The organism is Polaribacter ponticola, from assembly GCF_026191475.2.
In the GTDB taxonomy this organism is placed as follows: Bacteria; Bacteroidota; Bacteroidia; order Flavobacteriales; family Flavobacteriaceae; genus Polaribacter; species Polaribacter ponticola.
The window spans coordinates 2,089,804-2,110,224 of record NZ_JAOSLC020000003.1 but is presented as its reverse complement, the minus strand read 5'-3'; the positions used below and the strand labels follow the sequence as shown (position 1 = coordinate 2,110,224).

General features: G+C 30.4%; 20 protein-coding genes and 2 pseudogenes. 10 read left to right on the top strand and 12 right to left on the bottom strand.

The window, feature by feature from the left end; genetic code table 11:
• Positions 1-16: 16 nt before the first annotated feature.
• From N5A56_RS14865 to N5A56_RS14850, 4 genes and pseudogenes are all read right to left on the bottom strand, one after another.
• Entirely contained in the window at positions 17-2,029 is a 2,013-nt protein-coding gene (locus tag N5A56_RS14865; RefSeq protein ID WP_265726878.1) for a fumarate reductase/succinate dehydrogenase flavoprotein subunit, read from the bottom strand.
• Positions 2,030-2,040: 11 nt separating this feature from the next.
• Entirely contained in the window at positions 2,041-2,718 is a 678-nt protein-coding gene (locus N5A56_RS14860; RefSeq protein ID WP_265726877.1) for a succinate dehydrogenase cytochrome b subunit, read from the bottom strand.
• A gap of 171 nt (positions 2,719-2,889) precedes the next feature.
• Positions 2,890-3,513, bottom strand: a complete 624-nt coding sequence (locus N5A56_RS14855; protein ID WP_265726876.1) for a DUF6973 domain-containing protein — start codon at positions 3,511-3,513, stop codon at positions 2,890-2,892.
• 50 nt (positions 3,514-3,563) lie between these two features.
• Positions 3,564-6,394, bottom strand: a pseudogene (locus N5A56_RS14850) (glycosyl hydrolase).
• 128 nt (positions 6,395-6,522) lie between these two features.
• Here N5A56_RS14850 and N5A56_RS14845 point away from each other — a divergent pair.
• From N5A56_RS14845 to N5A56_RS14830, 4 genes are all read left to right on the top strand, one after another.
• Positions 6,523-6,795 (top strand): GlsB/YeaQ/YmgE family stress response membrane protein, encoded by a 273-nt coding sequence (locus N5A56_RS14845; RefSeq protein ID WP_265726875.1) that lies wholly within the window; start codon positions 6,523-6,525, stop codon positions 6,793-6,795.
• A 164-nt stretch (positions 6,796-6,959) separates the two neighbouring features.
• Positions 6,960-8,201: a DEAD/DEAH box helicase gene (locus N5A56_RS14840; protein WP_265726874.1), complete on the top strand. Its 1,242-nt coding sequence runs from the start codon at positions 6,960-6,962 to the stop codon at positions 8,199-8,201.
• A gap of 123 nt (positions 8,202-8,324) precedes the next feature.
• Entirely contained in the window at positions 8,325-8,900 is a 576-nt protein-coding gene (locus tag N5A56_RS14835; RefSeq protein WP_265726873.1) for a Crp/Fnr family transcriptional regulator, read from the top strand.
• Positions 8,901-8,967: 67 nt separating this feature from the next.
• Entirely contained in the window at positions 8,968-10,260 is a 1,293-nt protein-coding gene (locus N5A56_RS14830; RefSeq protein ID WP_265726872.1) for an aminopeptidase P family protein, read from the top strand.
• Positions 10,261-10,327: 67 nt separating this feature from the next.
• Here the strand turns inward: N5A56_RS14830 and N5A56_RS14825 are convergent, their stop codons facing one another.
• Together N5A56_RS14825 and N5A56_RS14820 are read right to left on the bottom strand one after the other, a co-directional pair.
• Positions 10,328-11,332: a sugar kinase gene (locus tag N5A56_RS14825; RefSeq protein ID WP_265726871.1), complete on the bottom strand. Its 1,005-nt coding sequence runs from the start codon at positions 11,330-11,332 to the stop codon at positions 10,328-10,330.
• Positions 11,333-11,410: 78 nt separating this feature from the next.
• Positions 11,411-12,189 (bottom strand): annotated as a pseudogene (locus tag N5A56_RS14820) (alpha/beta fold hydrolase).
• Positions 12,190-12,329: 140 nt separating this feature from the next.
• Here N5A56_RS14820 and N5A56_RS14815 point away from each other — a divergent pair.
• The 3 genes from N5A56_RS14815 (at position 12,330) to N5A56_RS14805 (ending at position 15,408) form a co-directional block, all read left to right on the top strand.
• Positions 12,330-12,764, top strand: a complete 435-nt coding sequence (locus N5A56_RS14815; RefSeq protein ID WP_265726870.1) for an RrF2 family transcriptional regulator — start codon at positions 12,330-12,332, stop codon at positions 12,762-12,764.
• 68 nt (positions 12,765-12,832) lie between these two features.
• Positions 12,833-13,171 (top strand): cupin domain-containing protein, encoded by a 339-nt coding sequence (locus tag N5A56_RS14810; protein WP_265726869.1) that lies wholly within the window; start codon positions 12,833-12,835, stop codon positions 13,169-13,171.
• Between the two features lie 17 nt (positions 13,172-13,188).
• Positions 13,189-15,408, top strand: coding sequence for a nitric-oxide reductase large subunit (locus N5A56_RS14805; protein ID WP_274270515.1), 2,220 nt, complete (start codon positions 13,189-13,191; stop codon positions 15,406-15,408).
• A 54-nt stretch (positions 15,409-15,462) separates the two neighbouring features.
• On the opposite strand, the gene N5A56_RS14800 is transcribed toward N5A56_RS14805, so the two are convergent.
• Both N5A56_RS14800 and N5A56_RS14795 read right to left on the bottom strand, forming a co-directional pair.
• Positions 15,463-15,708: a helix-turn-helix domain-containing protein gene (locus N5A56_RS14800; RefSeq protein ID WP_265726868.1), complete on the bottom strand. Its 246-nt coding sequence runs from the start codon at positions 15,706-15,708 to the stop codon at positions 15,463-15,465.
• Positions 15,709-15,712: 4 nt separating this feature from the next.
• Positions 15,713-16,327, bottom strand: a complete 615-nt coding sequence (locus tag N5A56_RS14795; RefSeq protein ID WP_265726867.1) for a hypothetical protein — start codon at positions 16,325-16,327, stop codon at positions 15,713-15,715.
• 132 nt (positions 16,328-16,459) lie between these two features.
• Between N5A56_RS14795 and N5A56_RS14790 the strand changes: the two genes are divergently transcribed.
• From N5A56_RS14790 to N5A56_RS14780, 3 genes are all read left to right on the top strand, one after another.
• Positions 16,460-17,023 (top strand): YceI family protein, encoded by a 564-nt coding sequence (locus N5A56_RS14790; RefSeq protein ID WP_265726866.1) that lies wholly within the window; start codon positions 16,460-16,462, stop codon positions 17,021-17,023.
• Positions 17,024-17,027: 4 nt separating this feature from the next.
• Entirely contained in the window at positions 17,028-17,261 is a 234-nt protein-coding gene (locus N5A56_RS14785; protein WP_274270514.1) for a hypothetical protein, read from the top strand.
• A gap of 158 nt (positions 17,262-17,419) precedes the next feature.
• Positions 17,420-17,605 carry a hypothetical protein gene (locus N5A56_RS14780; RefSeq protein WP_274270513.1) on the top strand — a complete coding sequence of 62 codons (186 nt, stop codon included), beginning with the start codon at positions 17,420-17,422 and terminating at the stop codon, positions 17,603-17,605.
• A 48-nt stretch (positions 17,606-17,653) separates the two neighbouring features.
• Here the strand turns inward: N5A56_RS14780 and N5A56_RS14775 are convergent, their stop codons facing one another.
• From N5A56_RS14775 to N5A56_RS14760, 4 genes are all read right to left on the bottom strand, one after another.
• A complete protein-coding gene (locus N5A56_RS14775) occupies positions 17,654-18,040 on the bottom strand; it encodes a cupredoxin domain-containing protein (protein WP_265726864.1) in 387 nt (128 codons plus the stop codon).
• A gap of 47 nt (positions 18,041-18,087) precedes the next feature.
• Positions 18,088-18,621: a carboxymuconolactone decarboxylase family protein gene (locus tag N5A56_RS14770; RefSeq protein WP_265726863.1), complete on the bottom strand. Its 534-nt coding sequence runs from the start codon at positions 18,619-18,621 to the stop codon at positions 18,088-18,090.
• A 303-nt stretch (positions 18,622-18,924) separates the two neighbouring features.
• Positions 18,925-19,239 carry a thioredoxin gene (trxA, locus tag N5A56_RS14765; protein WP_265726862.1) on the bottom strand — a complete coding sequence of 105 codons (315 nt, stop codon included), beginning with the start codon at positions 19,237-19,239 and terminating at the stop codon, positions 18,925-18,927.
• A gap of 338 nt (positions 19,240-19,577) precedes the next feature.
• Positions 19,578-20,417 (bottom strand): helix-turn-helix domain-containing protein, encoded by an 840-nt coding sequence (locus tag N5A56_RS14760; protein ID WP_265726861.1) that lies wholly within the window; start codon positions 20,415-20,417, stop codon positions 19,578-19,580.
• Positions 20,418-20,421 lie beyond the last annotated feature (4 nt).

Sequence of the window (20,421 nt, the reverse complement as noted above, 5' to 3'; positions counted from 1 at the left end):
GCTATTTCGCTAATGTCTATTTATAAGACCTCTGCTTCAATTCAATATCGTTAAACTCTAATTCTTCTTTGTGTAAAACTGCGTCTGCAGGTTCTCCTTTATATTCCCAAGCAGAAACATACGCAAAATCTTCATCATTACGTTTAGCTTCCCCTTTTTGTAATCCGTCTAATTCAACAGATTCTTCTCTAAAGTGCCCTCCACAAGATTCGTTTCTATTTAATGCATCCTTTGCAAATAATTCACCTAATTCTAAGAAATCTGCTACTCTACCAGCTTTCTCTAATTCAGGATTCATTTCGTTAGCATCTCCAGGAACTGTTACGTTTTTCCAGAAATCTTCACGTAAAGCTTTAATTTCTGCCATAGCTTCTTTTAAACCTTGTTCGTTACGTGCCATTCCACATTTTTCCCACATAATTTTTCCTAATTTCTTGTGGTAATAATCTACTGAATGTTCTCCTTTATTATTGATGAAGAAATCAATACGATCTTGTACTTCTTTCTCTGCCTCATCAAATTCTCTTGTATCTGTTGGTATTTTTCCTGTACGGATATCGTTAGATAAATAATCTCCAATAGTGTAAGGTAATACAAAATATCCATCAGCTAAACCTTGCATTAATGCAGAAGCTCCTAAACGATTTGCACCATGATCAGAGAAGTTTGCTTCACCAATACAATACAATCCATCTACAGTTGTCATTAAGTTATAATCTACCCAAACTCCACCCATTGTATAGTGAGTTGCAGGATAAATCATCATTGGCGTTTTGTATGGATTCTCATCTACGATTTTCTCATACATTTGGAATAAGTTTCCATATTTAGCCTCTACAATAGCTTGTCCTAATTCGTACACTTTCGCTTCCGAAGGATTTGCAATATTCTGTAATTTTGCTTGCTCTTTTCCGTAACGAGAAATAGCTGATTTAAAATCTAAATATACAGCTTCTCCAGTTGCATTTACACCGAAACCAGCATCACAACGCTCTTTGGCTGCTCTTGAGGCAACATCACGCGGCACTAAGTTACCAAATGCAGGATAACGTCTTTCTAAATAATAATCTCTTTCATCTTCAGACAAATCAGTTGGTTTTTTACGACCTTCTCTAATTGCCATTACATCATCCATACTTTTTGGAACCCAAATTCTACCATCATTTCGTAATGATTCTGACATTAACGTCAGTTTAGATTGATAATCTCCCGAACGTGGAATACACGTTGGGTGAATTTGTGTATAACAAGGATTTGCGAAATATGCTCCTTTTTTATGAATTTTCCAAGCAGCAGTTGCGTTAGAACCCATTGCGTTGGTTGATAAGAAATATACATTTCCATATCCACCAGAAGCAATTACTACTGCATGAGCAGAATGACGTTCAATTTCACCAGTAACTAAGTTACGTGCTATAATTCCACGAGCTTTTCCATCAACTTTAACAACGTCTAACATTTCATGACGATTGAACATTTCAATCTTTCCACGAGCAATTTGACGATTCATTGCAGAATAAGCTCCTAATAATAATTGTTGTCCTGTTTGTCCTTTTGCATAAAAAGTTCTAGAAACTAAAACTCCACCAAACGAACGGTTGTCTAATAAACCACCATAATCACGTGCAAAAGGAACACCTTGAGCTACACATTGATCTATAATATTTGCTGAAACTTGCGCTAAACGATACACGTTTGCCTCACGAGAACGGTAATCTCCACCTTTTACAGTATCGTAAAATAATCTGTAAAAAGAATCTCCATCTCCTTGATAGTTTTTTGCAGCGTTAATACCTCCTTGAGCTGCAATTGAATGCGCTCTACGTGGAGAATCTTGATAAGCAAATGCTTTTACATTGTAGCCTAATTCCGCTAAAGTTGCAGAAGCAGAACCACCTGCTAAACCTGTTCCAACTACAATAACATCTATGTTACGCTTGTTTGCAGGATTTACTAAATCGATATGATTTTTATAATCTGTCCATTTATCTTTTAATGGACCTTTTGGTATTTTTGAGTCTAAAGCCATAATTATCTAGATTAATGGTTTGGATTTAAATGATGATAAAGTGCAATAATTATAAATCCTAAAGGAATTATAATTGAATATGCTTTACCAATTGTTTGTAACGTCTTTTTTCTACCAGAAGTAGAACCCATAGATTGAAATGCCGACGTAAAACCGTGTGCTAAATGCAATCCTAAGAATACAAATGCCATAACATAAGCAGCAACTCTAATAGGGTTTACAAATTTTTCTTGTAACTCGTGGAAATATCTAAATTGCCCATCGTGTAAACCAGACCAATCTCCTTGTATAAATTTTGTGTTGATTTCTGGAAACCAAAAATCGATAAAATGTAAAATGATAAATGCCAAAATAGCAACACCACTCCAAATCATGTTTCTACTCATCCAAGATGAATTTGCGCCACCATTATTTTTAGCATAAGAAACGTTTCTTGCTTTAGAATTTTTTAATTCTAAAATAAAACCCATCACAAAATGAAAAACAACTCCAAAAATTAACACAGGCTGCAATGCAAACTGTACTAAAGGATTTGTTCCCATAAAATGTGAAACTTCATTAAAAGTATCGGGACTAAAAACTGATAAAAGGTTAATTGCAAAATGTTGTAATAGGAAGAACATTAGAAAAAATGCTGAAAGCGCCATAGACACTTTTCTTCCAATTGAAGATTTGAAAAATCCGCTCATTGTATACGTTAGTTAAAATTTTAGATACAAAAATACATCTTAACAAAATGTATTACAAGGAATTTACAACGTTTTCGTTTGTATTTAGAATTATTATAAATAAAACCAATTAAACGTTTAACAAAAATCAAAGTTTTTGTTAAATTACTTATTTATTTATACTTAAACTACTTATTTATTTACCTGATTAGAAGCCACCAAACATTTATTATTTTGCCACTTTGCTTTCAAAGATTCCTTAGAAATTATTTTACCGTTACAAGTTAGAAAATTTCTATTTTTATCTTTTTTGATAATTTTCATACTTCCTAGCTTAATAGCATTCACAACTTTATAAACAAGTGTTTTAGAAGAAATCTTACCTTTTCTTTTTGTAAGTTTTAAACCTTGCTCGTTATTATACAAATCCATTGTTGATGAAATTTCATCTGGTAAAACTCCATCTTCTAACTTGCGCTCTTTAAACGTTAAGTAATTTTCTTTCTCGTGTGCCTTTCCTAAAGAACGTGCTGAAGACTTACCAATTTCTTGACGTAAACGAGCCATCCAATAAGCATGTCTAAAAGCATCTACTTGCCCGCCAGCAGCATCGCCATCTAACAAATTTGTTTTTTTTATTGAATCTGCAACTTTATTGGCTTCTTTAGAAACCGCTAAAGATTTTTTAGCTTTAAAGGGATGAAATAAAACCCAAGTTCTTTTAGGCCCTGAAAGCTCAAAAAAACTTTTTAAATTAGATTGAGAATTAATTGAGGTTGTAGATACTATAAAAAGTATTGTAATATATTTTATCATTCTTTAAAAACCCCTTTAAACTTTATAAACTTAAAGGGAAATTTATTGCTTTATTTAATTTCAAATTCAGATGTTTCACCAGCAATTTTAACGGTGTATTTACCTTTTACTAAATAATAAACTCCGTTTTTAGCTTTTGAAACTTTTGCATCTTTATTTGCTTTTAAGTATGCTTTTTTTCCTTTTTCAGAAAAAGAAGCATCGTACATTACTTCATTATAACCTTTATCTGCATCTACAGTAATTGAATTTACTTTTACTCCATCAGAAAAAATATGCAAGGTTATTTTTTTATCAGCATTTACATAAAAAGGAATATTAATTTTCGGTAAATTTGGTGCTCTCCATTTACTCCAAGAACTTCCCCAATTTCTACTTTTTCTAACTGAATTAATTGAAAAAGATGATTTTCTTTAACCAAAATATCCGTTGTCATTTCCTGCAAAGGTGCAATATCTGCTTTATACAAACTTCTACCATGTGTTGCTACAATTAAATGTTTTGCTGTTGGCTGAATTACTAAATCGTGTACTGCAACATTGGGTAAATTTTTACTAAATACTTGCCAAGAAACTCCTTTATTAAAAGAAACATACAAACCGTTATCTGTACCAACATATAATAAGTTTTCGTTTGCAGAATCTTCTTTAATTACATTTACTGCGGATGTTGGAATGGATTCTCCAATATTTTTCCAGGTTACTCCAAAATCTTCAGACATATATACGTAAGATGTAAAATCATCAAAACGATACCCATTTAATGTTACGTAAACTCTTTCTTTTTTATGTGATGATGCTATGACTCTAGAAACCCATAAATTTTGAGGCAAGTTATTAGAAATACGATTCCAGCTTCCTCCTCCGTTTTTTGTTACATGCACAAAACCATCATCTGAACCTGTATAAATTAACCCAAATTGAAAAGGACTTTCAGAAATTGAAGTTAAAGTTCCGTAAGCAACGTTTCCTTTTTTTCCACCGTTTGTTAAATCATCAGAAATAGTTGCCCAATCATCACCCTTATTTAAAGATCTATGCAATTTGTTTCCTCCTAAGTATAAAATATCTTGGTTGTGTTTTGACAAATGAATTGGTGTTTGCCAATTAAAGCGATACGGAGTTTCACCTAAAGTATGTTTTGGTTGAATGTATTCGTTTTTACCAGTTTCTCTATTAATTCTAAAATAATTTCCAAATTGATAACCAGTATACACAATATTCGGATTTCTATCATCTACTTGCACTTGCATACCATCGCCTCCCATAATTGATTCGTACGGATTCTTACCTCTTTGCAACCAACTTTTATCGATTCTTGCATTATTATTGGCTACCCAAACGCCATTATCTTGTAAACCGCCATACACTTTATAGTTTTTTTGATTATCTGCATAAACAGCATAAAACTGACCAACTGCAGGATCATTTAACTTGTTCCAATTTTCTCCATCGTCATAAGACATATTTAAACCACCATCATTTCCGTTTAATAAATGACCAGATTTTTTTGGGTTTACCCAAAGCGCTTGATGATCTGCGTGTACGTTTTCTTTACTGATAGATGTAAACGTTTTTCCGCCATCTTTAGATTTTATAATAGGAACGCCCATTACATAAATTGCAGCTTCATTTTGTAAATCGACCCTAATTTCTCCAAAATAATAACCATAAGAACTATAAACACCATCTAAATAATCTTCGTGTGTTTTATTCCAAGAAACTCCACCGTTTGTGGTTTTAAAAACCTCTGCACCTATTACTTGAGTATCGAACAACATAGAATTTGCATCTTCTAAATATTTAGCTAAATCTATCGGTTTTACAGAACCAACACGTACCATTTGTTTTACGTTTTCTGCTCTATATTTTTCTTGAAAGCCATTATTTTTTAAGTAAGAATTTAGTTTTTTATCAGTAAGATTTAAAAAAACCGAAGTAGACATTGTTTTAAAATCTTCTTTAGTTAACGCATCTGTAGATTTTCCTTTTTTATCTTTTGGTCTTCTAAATTGACTATCGTGCAATGCATAAACAGTGTTTTCATTAAAAACCGCTAAACCAATTCTACCAACTCCATTTCCTGTTGGAAAACCACTTTTATCTGCAATCTTTTTCCAAGAACTACCTGCATCTATACTTTTATAAATTGCAGAATTAGTACCATCTCCATCAAAATTCCAAGCTTTTCTATTTCTTTCCCAAGAAGCAGCATACATAATATTAAAATTTTCTGGTGCAACTGCAACATCTATAACTCCTGTCTGGTCGTTTATAAATAAGGTTTTGTTCCAGGTTTTACCACCATCAATAGTTTTAAAAACACCTCTTTCTATATTTGAAGAATATAAATGACCAATAACTCCAACAATTACTTCGTCTTTATTATTTGGGTTGATAAGAATTCTACTCACGTGATGAGAATCTAACAAACCAACATTACGCCACGTTTTACCTTTATCCGTAGATTTTAAAACACCAATTCCGGCATAAGAAGAGCGAGAAGAATTTTTTTCTCCTGTTCCAACCCAAATAGTTCCAGATTTCCAATCTACAGCAATATCACCAATATTTTGTGTTGGCGAATTATCTAAAACAGGCGTAAAAGTTGTACCATTATTATTTGTATACCATAAACCACCAGAAGCATAACCTACATAAAACTCTGTACTATTATTTGGGTTTACTGCAACATCTACCACTCGTCCACTCATAATTGTTGGGCCAATATTGGTAAAATTAACATTCTTAACTAGAGATGTATTTTCTAAAATAGATTTCTCATTTAAAGCTTTTTCTACCTCTAAAGAACTTGTAGAAATCTGCTGACCAAGTAAAATACTACTAAATAAGAAAAGAAAACTGCGTATAATTATTTTCATTGTACTCTTTAAATTTAAAGTTAAAACACTGCTATTGAACCTTTTTACATGTTCATTTAGCTAAAAAAAACAACCTTTTATTTTTTTACTAAATTAGCATTAATTAATCAATTAAACATTTTTACAAAATGGGAATTTTATATACAATTATTATTGGAGCAATTTGTGGTTATATTGCTGATGCTCTTATGAAAAATAATGGCTACGGATTATTAATAAATATTATTATTGGTATTGCTGGTAGTTTTGTTGGTGGTTGGGCTTTTGCTAAATTAGGCTTAACTATTAATGTTGGTAATTCTATCTTAAATCAAATAATTATAGGTGCATCTGGAGCTATTGTAATTTTATTTGTTCTAGGCCTTATTAGAGGCGGAAAAAATAGAGGAAGAAGAAGATAATTAAAAGGATTTTATACTTTCAAAAGATGCTAAAAAGCATCTTTTTTTTGGGTTAAAAACTTATAAAATAATATAAAGTACATATAAGAGAGGCTTAACAATTAATCAATGTACATTTGCAGCTCTATACAAAAAATAATTTCAGTTTTTCTTAAATAATATACATGTCATTTAAAGACTTAGGCTTATCGGATGCTTTAGTAAAAGCAGTAGAAGAGAAAGGATATACAGTTCCTTCTCCAATTCAACAAAAAGCAATTCCACATATTTTAGCAGGTAAAGATATTTTAGCTTCTGCACAAACCGGTACTGGAAAAACGGCAGGTTTTACGTTACCCGTTTTACAATATTTAACAACAACAAAAAATCCAAAATTTAGACCTTTACGTGTTTTGGTTTTAACACCAACAAGAGAACTAGCAGCTCAAGTACACGATAATGTTAGAGAATATAGTAAATATGTAAACATTAGATCTGCAGTAGTTTTTGGAGGTGTAAAAGCAGCAAGCCAAATAAAAACACTAAAACAAGGTGTAGATATTTTGGTTGCAACACCAGGTAGATTATTAGATTTACACGACCAAAAAGCAGTTTCATTTAGAAGAATTGATGTTCTAATTTTAGACGAAGCAGACAGAATGTTAGATATGGGTTTTGCTAGAGATTTGAATAAAATTATTAGTTATATGCCTGTGAAACGTCAAAATCTGATGTTTTCTGCAACTTTTTCTAAAGAAATTAAAAAACTAGCTGAAGGAATTTTAAGAAACCCTGTTTCTGTAGAAACAGCACCACAAAATTCTACTGCTAAAAAAGTAACTCACAAAGTATTTAAAGTTGACAAAAAGAAAAAAACGGAGTTTACTATAAAGTTAATAAAAGAAGGTAAATGGAATCAGGTTTTAGTTTTTACAAGAACAAAACATGGTGCTAACAAACTAACAGAAAAGTTAATTAAAGCTGGTATTTCTGCTGCTGCAATTCATGGAAATAAAAGCCAAGGAGCAAGAACAAAAGCATTAAAAAACTTTAAAGATAATACCATAAAAATACTAGTAGCAACAGATATTGCTGCGCGTGGTTTAGATATTCCTTTATTACCACACGTTATTAATTTTGAGCTACCAAATGTACCAGAAGATTATGTACACAGAATTGGTAGAACAGGTAGAGCTGGTGCAGCTGGTGAAGCAATTTCTTTAGTTTGTAGTGAAGAGACTGAATACCAAAGTGAAATTGAAAAACTACTAAAAGAAAAATTAAAATCTCATATTGTTGCAGGTTTTGAACCTATTGATACTGCGCCTCCAAAAAGAGCTGCAAGCCAAAGTAAAGGATCTTTTGGTAAGAAGAAAAAAACAAAGGTGGAAACTCAAATAACAATAGGGCAAAAAAAGAGATACTGAAACAAGTTCAGCGCAAAAAAGAAAACCTCATTTTAAATGTAATAAACCAGCAAGCCCAACTTCTGGTAGAGGAAGAACTGGAGCACCTAAAAAGAAACGTTTTTAGATTTAATTTATGGTTAAATGAACACAAAATTTCATCAATATATAGAAACCATTATAGATAATAGTTCTTTTAATGAATTCATACCTGAAATTTTAAAATCATTTACAGCTCTAAAACTTAAAAAAAATAGTTTTTTAGCAGAATCTGATAAAATCTGTAAGTATTTCTGTTTTATTGAAAGTGGAATTTTACAGCATTCAACAATTATTTTAGGTGAAGAAAAGACTACATATTTAGGGTTAAAAAATACATGTACCTCTTCTTTAAAAAGTTTTTTACAGAAAACCCCTTCGCGAAAATCAATAAAAGCATTAAGTGATTGTAATTTATGGGTAATTGATAGTCTTACTTTTAAAGCTTTACAACAAAATAACAAAGCATTTAAGTTGTTTTATTACAATTTAATAGAAAATCAGATTTTCTTAATTGATGATTATCGTATCGATTTACTTACTTTATCTCCAGAAGATAGATACAAAAAACTGTTAACAAACGAACCAAAATTTTTACAAGAAGTTCCACTACACTATTTAGCTTCTTTTTTAGGAATTTCTACTAGACAAATGAGTAGAATTCGTAAAAACATAAAATAACGCCAAATGGCTACATAATTAAAAATATCTTTTTTTACTTTTGAATGTAATTTAATATTAAACCATTATGAAATACCATCCAATAAATAGTAGTTTATTTATAAAAAATAGAGCAAACTTTACTGCAGCAATGCAGCCAAAAAGTATTGCTGTTTTTAATTCTAATGATATTTATCCGATAAGTGCAGATAGTACAATGCCTTTTGAACAACATAGAGATATTTTCTATTTATCTGGTGTAGATCAAGAAGAAAGTGTTTTAATGTTGTTTCCTGATTGCCCTAATCCCGATCTAAGAGAAGTTTTATTTGTAAGAGAAACAAATGATCATATTGCAGTTTGGGAAGGTGAAAAATTAACTAAAGAAGCTGCTTTTAAAACAAGCGGAATTAAAACTGTGTATTGGCTTCAAGATTTAGAAAAAATCTTGTTCGAAATGAGTACGTATGCAGATACTTTTTACATTAATACCAATGAACATTATAGAGCTTCTGTAGAAACAGAAACTAGAGAAGATCGTTTTACAAAATGGTTATTAGCAAAATATCCTGCTCATTCTGTTGCCAAAAGTAATCCTACTTTACAACACTTACGTTCTGTAAAAGATAAAATAGAATTAGATTTAATGCAACATGCTTGTAATATTACAGAAAAAGGATTCCGTAGAATTTTAAACTTTATTAAACCTGGTGTTTGGGAATATGAAATTGAAGCAGAATTAATTCATGAGTTTGTAAAAAATAGATCTAAAGGTTTTGCTTATACACCAATTATTGCAAGCGGAAATAATGCGAACGTTTTGCATTATATAGAAAACAATCAGCAATGTAAAGATGGCGATTTAATTTTGTTTGATATTGCTGCCGAATATGCAAATTATAAAAGTGATTTATCTAGAACTGTACCTGTTTCCGGAAAGTTTTCTACCAGACAGAAAGCAGTTTATAATGCGGTAAACCATGTTAAAAAAGAAGCTACAAAATTATTGGTTCCTGGAACTTTATGGAAAGAATATCATGTAGAAGTTGGTGATATTATGACTTCAGAATTGTTAAAATTAGGTTTATTAGACAAAGCTGATGTACAAAACGAAGATAAAAATTGGCCAGCGTATAAAAAATACTTTATGCATGGAACGAGCCATCATATTGGTTTAGACACGCATGATTATGGTCTTTTACACGAACCAATGCAAGCAAATAATGTGTTTACGGTAGAACCAGGAATTTACATTCCTGATGAAGGTTTTGGAATTCGTTTGGAAGATGATGTTGTTATTCAAGAAAAAGGGGAACCCATTAATTTAATGGGAAATATTCCTATTGAAGCTGATGAAATTGAAGATTTAATGCAAAGTTAAATCTAAAAGCATAAAAATTTAAAAGCGAGTTTAATAACTCGCTTTTTTATTAAACTTTATAAAAAATTTATCTTCTTAATCTTCCTGTTGTATTACCATCTAAAATACTTAAAACATCTTCCTCGTTTGCGTAATTAACATCTCCCATATATGTATGTTTAATAGCACAAGCAGCAGAAGCAAACTCCATCGTTTTAAAATCATCAAACTTTTGTAAACCGTGTATTATTCCGGCAGCAAAAGCATCACCAGTTCCAATTCTATCAATAATATGTGTAATATCTAAATCTAACGTTTCTTTAAACTCATTACCATTCCACATTCTAGCTCTTATCTTATGCCAAGAAGAATTAATAGAAGTTCTAATTTTATCAAACACTTTTTCTATAGATGGGTATTTCTCCATTAACAACATACTTGCTGCAATAAAATCTTCATTAGAAAATGAAAAATCGGTTTCTAAAAGTTCATTAATTTCATTAACACCACCAATAAATACTGTTGAATAACTAACCAGTTCAGATAAAACTTCTCTAGGTACTGCATCATACTTCCAAAGACCACTTCTATATGTTGGATCTGCAGAAACCTGCATCCCTTTTTTTCTAGCCAATTTTAAGCCTTCTAATAGTGTATCTTTACTTCCTTTACAAAGCGCAGGTGTTATTCCTGTCCAATGAAACCAAGTTCCATTTTCCAAAGATTTATCCCAATTTACCATTGAAGGTTTAATTTCTGAAAAAGAGGAATGAGATCTATTATATGAAATAGCGCTTGGACGCATAACTGCACCAACTTCTAAAAAATAAACACCTAAAGGTCTAGGAGAACGTATTATAGCAGAAGTATCTAAATCAAATTTATTTAAATACGAAACTGCTGTGTTACCAATGAAGTCGTTAGAAATACAGCTAATATGCTTTACATTACCGCCAAAGTTTGCTATTGAAATTCCTACATTAACCTCTGTGCCTCCAAAATAAAATTCTACATTATTAGATTGTATAAATTTTTTATTCCCTCGGGGTGAAATTCTCATTAAAACCTCTCCAAATGTAATTATATTATTCATAACAAAATCTTCTATAAAGCAAATATACTTTATAAAAAATCACTAAAAAGATGTTTTATCCTTAATTAATTACAATAACTATAAAGATGTAATAAAACGAATTGTTTGGTTATTAAAGGTTTCTGGTTGTTCTACATTTACAACATGCCCGCAATTATCTACCACAAATAATGAAGAAGTAACATGTTTAGAGACAATATTTTTAATAGAAGGTAAAAATAAATGATCTTCTGCTCCCATAATATATAAGGTTGGAATCTTAATATCTTTTGTTCTAAAAAACGTAATAACGGATTGATTTCTGAAGTTAATTTAAACCAACGTAAAAACTCTTTTTGATATAATTTTTTAGCCTCGTTAACAAACAATAATCTAGATTTTTTATGATTTTTCTTAGGCATAATAATAAATGCAAAGAGTTTGTAAAGCATCATATAAGGAACTACAGATTTAAAAAGGTTACCAACTTTCATTAATACCTGAGATCGGAAATTCATTTTAATAATTGCACCACCCATAATCATACTCTGCACTAAGTTTGGTTTCTTTTCTGCTAAATTTCTTATTAAAATTGTACCTAAAGAAATACCAACAAAGTGAGATTTTTCAATTTTTAAATGATCTATAACCTCTACAATATCTGCAGTAATAGAATCGAAAGTATATTTAGGGTTAAAAGTGTCTTTTAATTTAGGCTTGCTATTTCCATGACCACGTAAATCTAAAATTAGTACATTAAATTGCTTCTTAAAATCGCGCACTTGTTTATACCAAATAGAACTACTACCTCCTGCACCATGTACAAAGGTTACCCATTCTTTAGAAGTTTCATGCGGATATGAATAGTAATTTAACAGCTTATTTTATATTTAAATCAGCAGCAAAAATAACTATTTATTTCTTAGCATTAAATTTATATTAAAAACAGATAATTAATAAAAGATGAATTTATCTTTTATTAAAAATTTTATGTAACTTTGCTTTCTAAAATAATAGTATGTTTTCTAAAACGTGTGAATATGGTCTTAGAGCTGTAATTTTTATTGCTCAGCAAGCTAAAACTAACGAAAAAGTTGGTATAAATACTATTTCTGAAGCTATAGATTCTCCACAGGCATTTACTGCTAAAATTTTACAGCAACTTACTAAGAATAAAATAATAGAATCTATTAAAGGCCCTTATGGAGGCTTCTTTATTGATGAAAAAAGATTAAATAAAATTGCTTTAAGTAATATTGTACAAGTATTAGATGGAGATTCAATTTATACTGGTTGTGGTCTTGGTTTACACCAATGCAATGATAAAAAACCTTGTCCGCTTCATTTTAAATTTATAGAAATTAGAGAAAACTTAAAGAAAATGCTAGAAAACACAACATTATTAGAACTTTCATCTGATAAAGCTCTAGCAGATTACTATTTAAAAAACTAAAAAAATTATCCTAATAAAAGATAAAAAGACCCTTTATTCTTATTTAAAACCAACTTAAACTAAATAGCATGATAACATCCTCATTAACAACAAACTTAAATTATAAAGAAAATAAGCCAGCAATAACGCTACTTATGGAAACAGATGCAACAAAAGAAATAAGAATCGTATTTAAAAAAAACCAAGAAATGAAAGAACATACTGCACCAAAACCTATTGTAGTAGAAATTTTTGAAGGTGAAATTAACTTTGGTATCTATGAGAAAGAAATGCATCTAAAAAAGGGAGATTTAATAGCATTAGAAGCAAATGTACCACACAATTTAATATGCATTAAAGACGCAATTGTAAGGCTTACAATTGCAAAATCTGACTCAATAACAAGAGTAAATAAAGTTGTATCGTAATTTTAAAAAATCATAACATGAAAAAAATTTGGATTGCTTTTATAAGCGTAATTGTACTCTCTTTTGCTGTACTAATTTGGGTAGGAACAGAAGTCTATCAAAAACAACCTCCAATTCCGGAAAAGGTTGTAATTAAAGATACCAATGAAGTTTTCTATACCATAGAAGATATACAAACAGGGCAGAATGTTTGGGAATCAATTGGAGGTATGGAAGTGGGTTCTATTTGGGGCCATGGAAGTTATGTAGCACCAGATTGGTCTGCAGATTGGATTCATAGAGAAGCTGTTTTTATGCTAGATCTTTGGGCAAAAAGAGATTTTAATAAAGAATACAACACTTTAGATGTAGAGAAAAAAGCAGCATTAAAAGCGCGTTTAATTAAAGATATTAAAACAAATACGTATAATACTGCTACAAAAACAATTGTAATTTCTAAAGAAAGAGTTGCTGCAATCAATAATAATATCCAGCATTTTAGCAACATATTTTCTAAAGGAAATGAACGATATGCAATTCCAGAAGGTGCTTTAACAGACGAAACTAAGTTAAAGCAACTAAACGCGTTTTTCTTTTGGACTTCTTGGGCTGCAAGTACAAACAGACCCGAAAAAGACTATACTTATACTTCTAACTGGCCGCACGAACCCTTAATAGATAATAATATTACAGATGGTTCTATTATTTGGTCTGGTTTATCAATTGTTTTGTTATTACTTTTTATAGGAATCTTAACCTATTATTACTTAAGAAATCACGAAAAAGGAGAATCATTAACAAAACCAGATTCAGATCCGTTAATGAATATGCAATTATTCAAATCTCAAAAAGCAGTTCTTAAATACTTTTTTGTAATTTCTCTGCTGATAGGTTTACAGGTAATTTTAGGGATTATTACTGTTCACTACACAGTAGAAGGTCAAGGTTTTTTTGGTTTTGATTTAGCAAAATACTTACCTTATTCTGTTAGTAGAACTTGGCATACACAATTAGCTGTTTTTTGGATTGCAGCAACTTGGCTAGCAACTGGTTTGTTTTTAGCGCCAATGATTTCTAAAAAAGAGATGAAATATCAACTTTTTGGAATCAACTTTTTATTTGTAGCATTAATAGTTATTGTGCTTGGTTCTATGTTAGGAGAATGGTTAGGTGTGCATCAATTTTTAGACTTAACAACCAACTTTTTCTTTGGTCACCAAGGATATGAATACATGGATTTAGGAAGATTCTGGCAAATATTTTTAGGAATCGGACTTGTTTTATGGGTAGTTATGGTAAGTAGACATCTATTATTTGCAATTCGTAAAAATGATGAATCTAAACACTTATTAATTATCTTATTAATATCTGTAATGGCAATTGGTATGTTTTTCTTTTCTGGATTAATGTATGGTGAAAACAGTAGCTTACCTGTAATTAATTATTGGAGATGGTGGCTAGTACATTTATGGGTAGAAGGCTTTTTTGAAGTTTTTGCTACCGTTGTAATCGCTTTTGTTTTCTCTAGAATGAAAATCATTTCGCCTAAAACAGCAGGTAGAGTTTCTATTGCTTCTGCTTCTATCTTTTTAGCAGGTGGGATTATAGGTACTTTACATCATTTATACTATTCTGGTACTCCAATACAAGCAATTGCTTTAGGTGCAACATTTAGCGCTTTAGAAGTAGTGCCGTTAACTTTAATGGGATTTGAAATTAGAGAAAACTGGAATCTTTTAAAAAGTAAAAAATGGATTCAAAATTACAAATGGCCAATATTTTTCTTTATTGCTGTTGCTTTCTGGAACTTTTTAGGAGCTGGCGTTTTTGGTTTCTTAATTAATCCGCCAATTGCATTGTACTATATACAAGGTTTAAATACAACTGCAGTTCATGCTCACACAGCTTTATTTGGCGTTTATGGAATGTTAGGAATGGGCTTTATAATAATATGTTTACGTTTTTATTCTGATCGAGTTTGGAACAGTAAAAAACTTAAAAGAGCTTTTTGGTTTTTAAATATTGGTTTGGTTGCAATGGTTGTATTAAGTTTATTACCAATAGGAATTATACAAGCATATACTTCTATTACAGAAGGGTATTCTTTTGCAAGAGAATCGGACCTTTTATACTCACCAACAATACAAACTTTAAAATGGTTAAGAATGGTTGGAGATATTCTTTTCTCTGTAGGAATCTATTACTTCTGCTGGTTTACAATTGATGAAGTAATTTATAATTACAAAAGAAAAAAATAGTTCTATTTATATTTTACAAAAAACAATAAAGGCGAACAGAAATGTTCGCCTTTATTAATTAACCTCTAGCTTATAACCAACTCCATGAATATTTGTAAGTTTTATAGAGGTATCTTCTTGTAGTTTTTTTCTTAATTTAGAAATATAAGTATCTAAACTTCTACCAACAATAACACCATTATCTTCCCAAACTTGTTTGGTTAAATCTTCTCTTTTTACAACCTGATTCTCATTTGCAACAAAAATTTCTAACAACTCACATTCCTTTTTAGACAATGTAATTTCTTTAGTTTTTTGCATCAACTTATTTTGTTCTGGATAAAAAATAAAGCTCCCTAAAACAGCTTTTTTCATTCTTTCTTTCTTTAACAACTTCTTTTTTATTGGTTTTATAAAATCGACCATACACAATTCCTAAAATTAAGGGAATAAACATATACAAAAGAAGACTGTAATTAAATTTCGATGCTGATGTATCTAAAAACTGAACTTCTATTACATAACATTTTACAGGTAAATTTCTACCTGCACATGGAATAATCGTTTTTTCTTCGTCTGCATTTATCTCATAACTATAGGCAACTTCATTGTCTACACATTGTAAAACCTCAACTCTATAATTTTTAGATAAGGATATTTTTTCGATATTATTCTTCATAATTCTAACCAAGTTCGTTGGTTCAAATAGAAGCTTGTTTTCAAATGAAATTCGATACTTAAAATTATCAATCTCTTTAATGGGTAAAATTATAGATAGTGAATCTTTGTTGGTAAGTAGTAACTGATTTCCAACTTGCCTTAAAGCTATTTTTACTTTTTTGGAGAAATCTATATTTTCTTTTTCTTGAGGCGCAAAACTCCAAATAAAGAAAATGATAAAAACTAAAATAAGAGGATAATAAAATTTCTTTTGATTCATATTGATACAAATAACCTACAATTTTATCAATTTTTACAACAGTTGACACTTCTTTTACATTTTTTTGACAGTTTTTAAAACATATCAAAATAGTTTTACAATCATAATAAAAACATATTTAAAACACTACTTATGAAAAAAATTATTCTATTTATTACAGCAACAATACTTTTAAATTCTCCTTTAATATCTCAGGAAAAGTTAGTAATTAACACAAAGAAAAGCACAATAAAGTGGATTGGAGAATACACGTTTTCATTTAGTGGACATCATGGTAACATCAATTTTAAAGAAGGTTATTTTATAAAAACAAACAATGTTATTACTGGCGGAGAATTTATAATTGACATGAATACGATTACAAATGAAGATATAAAAGCCAAAGGAGCAAACAATGGTTTGGTAAATCATTTAAAAGATCCAGATTTTTTTGATGTTAAGAACCACCCAACTTCTAAAATGGTAATTACAAAATTTGAATATTTTAAAAACAACGAAATTAGAGTTACAGCAAACCTTACCATAAAAGATATTACTAAATCAATTACTTTTAATGGCAAATTAAATTACGAGCAAGAAGAAATGAAAACGCGTTTTAAAATAAACAGACAAAAATGGAATATCAACTATAAAAGTAAAATGAAAGATAGCCCTATTTCTGATGCTATTTCTTTTGAAATTTCTGTAAAACTATAATTCTATGAAAAAAATAATATACGTAATCGTACTTTTTTACTCCGCAATAATTGTTGGGCAAAATGAAGAATTTAATTTAATAAAATTAGATTCCACTTGGGGACAAGAAGTACTTCGTTTTCCTGCAAGAGATATGGATTATATTGGTGTTGGAGATATCCGATTTCCGCCCGAAGGTTGGATTAAACCAACGCATACATTTTTTGGTCTTACACCTATGCTTGGAGCATTAATGTAAACAGAAAAATTACTACTAAGGAATTAAAAATCGATTTAGAAAAATATTTTAATAGCTTAAATAAAGTTGATGTAAATGATAAAACAGATAAACGAATAGCAACAGCAACTATCATTAAAAAGAAACGATCGAAAGCTATAACTTTTTTTGAAGGAAAAGTGGCAACTTTCGATCGTTTTGCAACCAATAAACGTTTTGTTTTAAACGTTAAAATAGAAAGCAACTACTGTAAGAAAACTAAAAAAACAGTATTGCTATTTACCTTTTCTCCAAAAGATTTTAAACATGAAGTTTGGGAAACTTTAGATACTATTAAGTTAAAAAATGGGATTTGTAAAAACTAAAAAAAGGCGAACATTTCTGTTCGCCTATCACAATTTGAATTAAGAAAATTATTCTACTAATAAAGTATATTGAGGTGTTTTATTAAAAGGACAGAAGTATTTATAAGTTCCTTTTTTTAGTGTTACTTTTTTTGAAGATTCTGTTTTACCATGTTTTACCATTTGAGAAACGTAAGCGTTTTTTATATGATTTTCTGGATTATTCCCATCTTTTCCATCTTCAATTAAAACCAAACCTACTTCTTCTGCAGCATTGTTGTTTGCTACTTTAAAAATATAAGTTCCTTCTGATAATGTAATTTGTTTCTGAGTAAACTCACCTGCTGTCTGCTCTAAAGAAACTGTTTTTACAGGTGCTTTCATCATTTTATCTTGTGCATTTGCATTAAATGCGAAACCTAAAACTACTACTAAAATTGCTATTACTTTTTTCATGATTGTTATATATTATTAAAAAATTGATTATTTACTTTTACTGTTATTTATAACGCTTGTGCTACAGGAAAATCTACTGCAACGTCTGTTGTTTTATGAAAGTAATTGGTAATTGTAATTTCGCCAATTAAGATAATTGCATCTGCTAAGTTTCCTTTTGTATAACCTGCCGCATATAAAGCTTCTACTGTATCTGTTGTTGCTGCTCCTCTATTTACTGCTACAGATTTTGCAAACTTTGCTAAAGCATCTAATTTTGTATCAAAAGAAGCATTACCTGTTCTTAATTCTAAAATTTGATCCTCTGTAAAACCATTCATTTTACCAATTGCCGTGTGTGCAGATAAACAATACACACATTCGTTTACTTGACTTACTGCTAAGTTAATTACTTCTTTTTCTTTTGCAGAAAAACTTGTTTTACCTTGTCCTATTGCTAAAAAATTACCTAATGCAGTTTCACTGTGTGCAAATGCTGCGTATAAATTTGGTACAAAACCTAATCCTTTTTCTAATTGATTAAAAATTGCTTGGTTATTTTCTGATACTTCGTTTTTTGTTGGTACGTTAAATGTGCTCATAATTTTATTTTTAAATTGTTGTATTACTATTTTTAAATTTTACTTTTTTATTATGCTTTGCATTCGCAAAGTTGTTGTTCTGGGTTTTGCTCGTCGTATGTTTGATAACCCCAACAGTTTGGGCACTGTGCGTTTTCTATTGTTTTCATATTGTTTGTTTTTTAGTTGTTTTTGTTTGATACTGAATCGAGTTCAGCATTTTCAACACTGCAAAGATGCAACCGATAGCGACTTCAAAAATTGGACAAAAGTTCCTTCTGTTTGGACTCTTTAAAAAGTTGGCTTTTTGTTGATGTTCTCAGCTTACTTTAATCGTTCTATTTTACTTCTTAAGTTTCTTTCTGTAATTAAACCTGTGTGCTTCTCAACTGCTTCTCCGTCTTTAAAGAAAACCAATGTTGGTATATTTCTAATTCCGAATTTTGCAGCTAATTCTTGATTATCATCTACGTTTACTTTTTTAATAATAACCTCGTCTTTTAATTCGGCTGCTAATTTGTGAATGGTTGGTAATAATGTTTGGCAAGGTCCACACCAATCTGCATAAAAGTCTAATAAAACAGTTGGGTTATTTTGTATGATATTGTTTGCTTGTGTTTGTTCTAATTGAATTTCCATTTTTTTCTTATTTTTTAATTACTGCTAAAGCAGGATACATTAATTGTTGTTGTTTGATACTGAATCGAGTTCAGCATTTTCAACACTGCAAAGATGCAACCGAGATAGAGCTTTAAAAATGGACAAAAGTTCTTACTGTTTGGACAGCATAAAATAGTTGGCAAAAATGCATGCGTGAAGGATTGCAGTGGCATCCTTTTTATTTGTCTCTTCGAGCGCAGTCGAGAAGTTGGCAAATAAAAAGATATAACGAAAAGCCTGACTTGGTCCTGATTGCTATCAGGATAAAGGCACGCCCAAATAAAAAGAAATAAAGTGTTACTAAATTAAACGGAGTTCTAATAATCTTTTTTAAACTGAAGTGGAGATTTTAAAATTGCTTTGGTAAAAAAGCGTGTAAAATAGGCAGGATCGTTAAAACCGAGTTCAAATGCGATTTCTTTTACCGTTTTGTCTGTGTAAATTAGTAATCGTTTTGCTTCTAATAAAATACGGCTCTTAATAAAGTCTGATGGTGTTTTTGCGCCTAGCTTCTGAAAGTGTTTGGTAATCGATTTTGGCGAAAGGCCTAATCTTGTTGCATAATCGGTTACCGCATGAAGTGTTTTGTAATTCATTTCTACCAACAAACTAAAATCTTTAAAAAGACGTGTTTCTGTGTCATCTTTTATAACATGATTTTCCTTTTTTACACGAACTGCAGAAATTATAAACTGTTTTAAATACGACTGCAACATATCGTATTGTGCGGTTTCGTTTTGTTGAAATTCTTCAATTAAACTCTCTAAAATAAAGTTGAGTTTTCCGGTTTCTTTTGCACAGGGTTTTACAAACGGAGTTTCGTAAATATTATTGAATAGAATTCCGTTACAAGCTACTTCTGCATCGTGGGTTTGTATGCAGTAAAAATCTCTTGAAAAGGTTAATTTATATGCGGTTTTTATTAGCTCAGAATCTACAGTAAAAACTTGACCTGGTGATAAAAAGAACAACACGTTATCTGTAAATTGGTATTGTTCAAAATCGATATTGTAGGTTCCGCTTCCTTCTTGAATCCAATAAATAGAATAGGCATTTTGTTGTACAGAATGATCTATTGTACATGCTTTTTCAAACTGAACGGTACTTACAGAAAAAGTGTTTTTAAAGGAATATTTTACAATGTCTTGAACTGCCATTTAT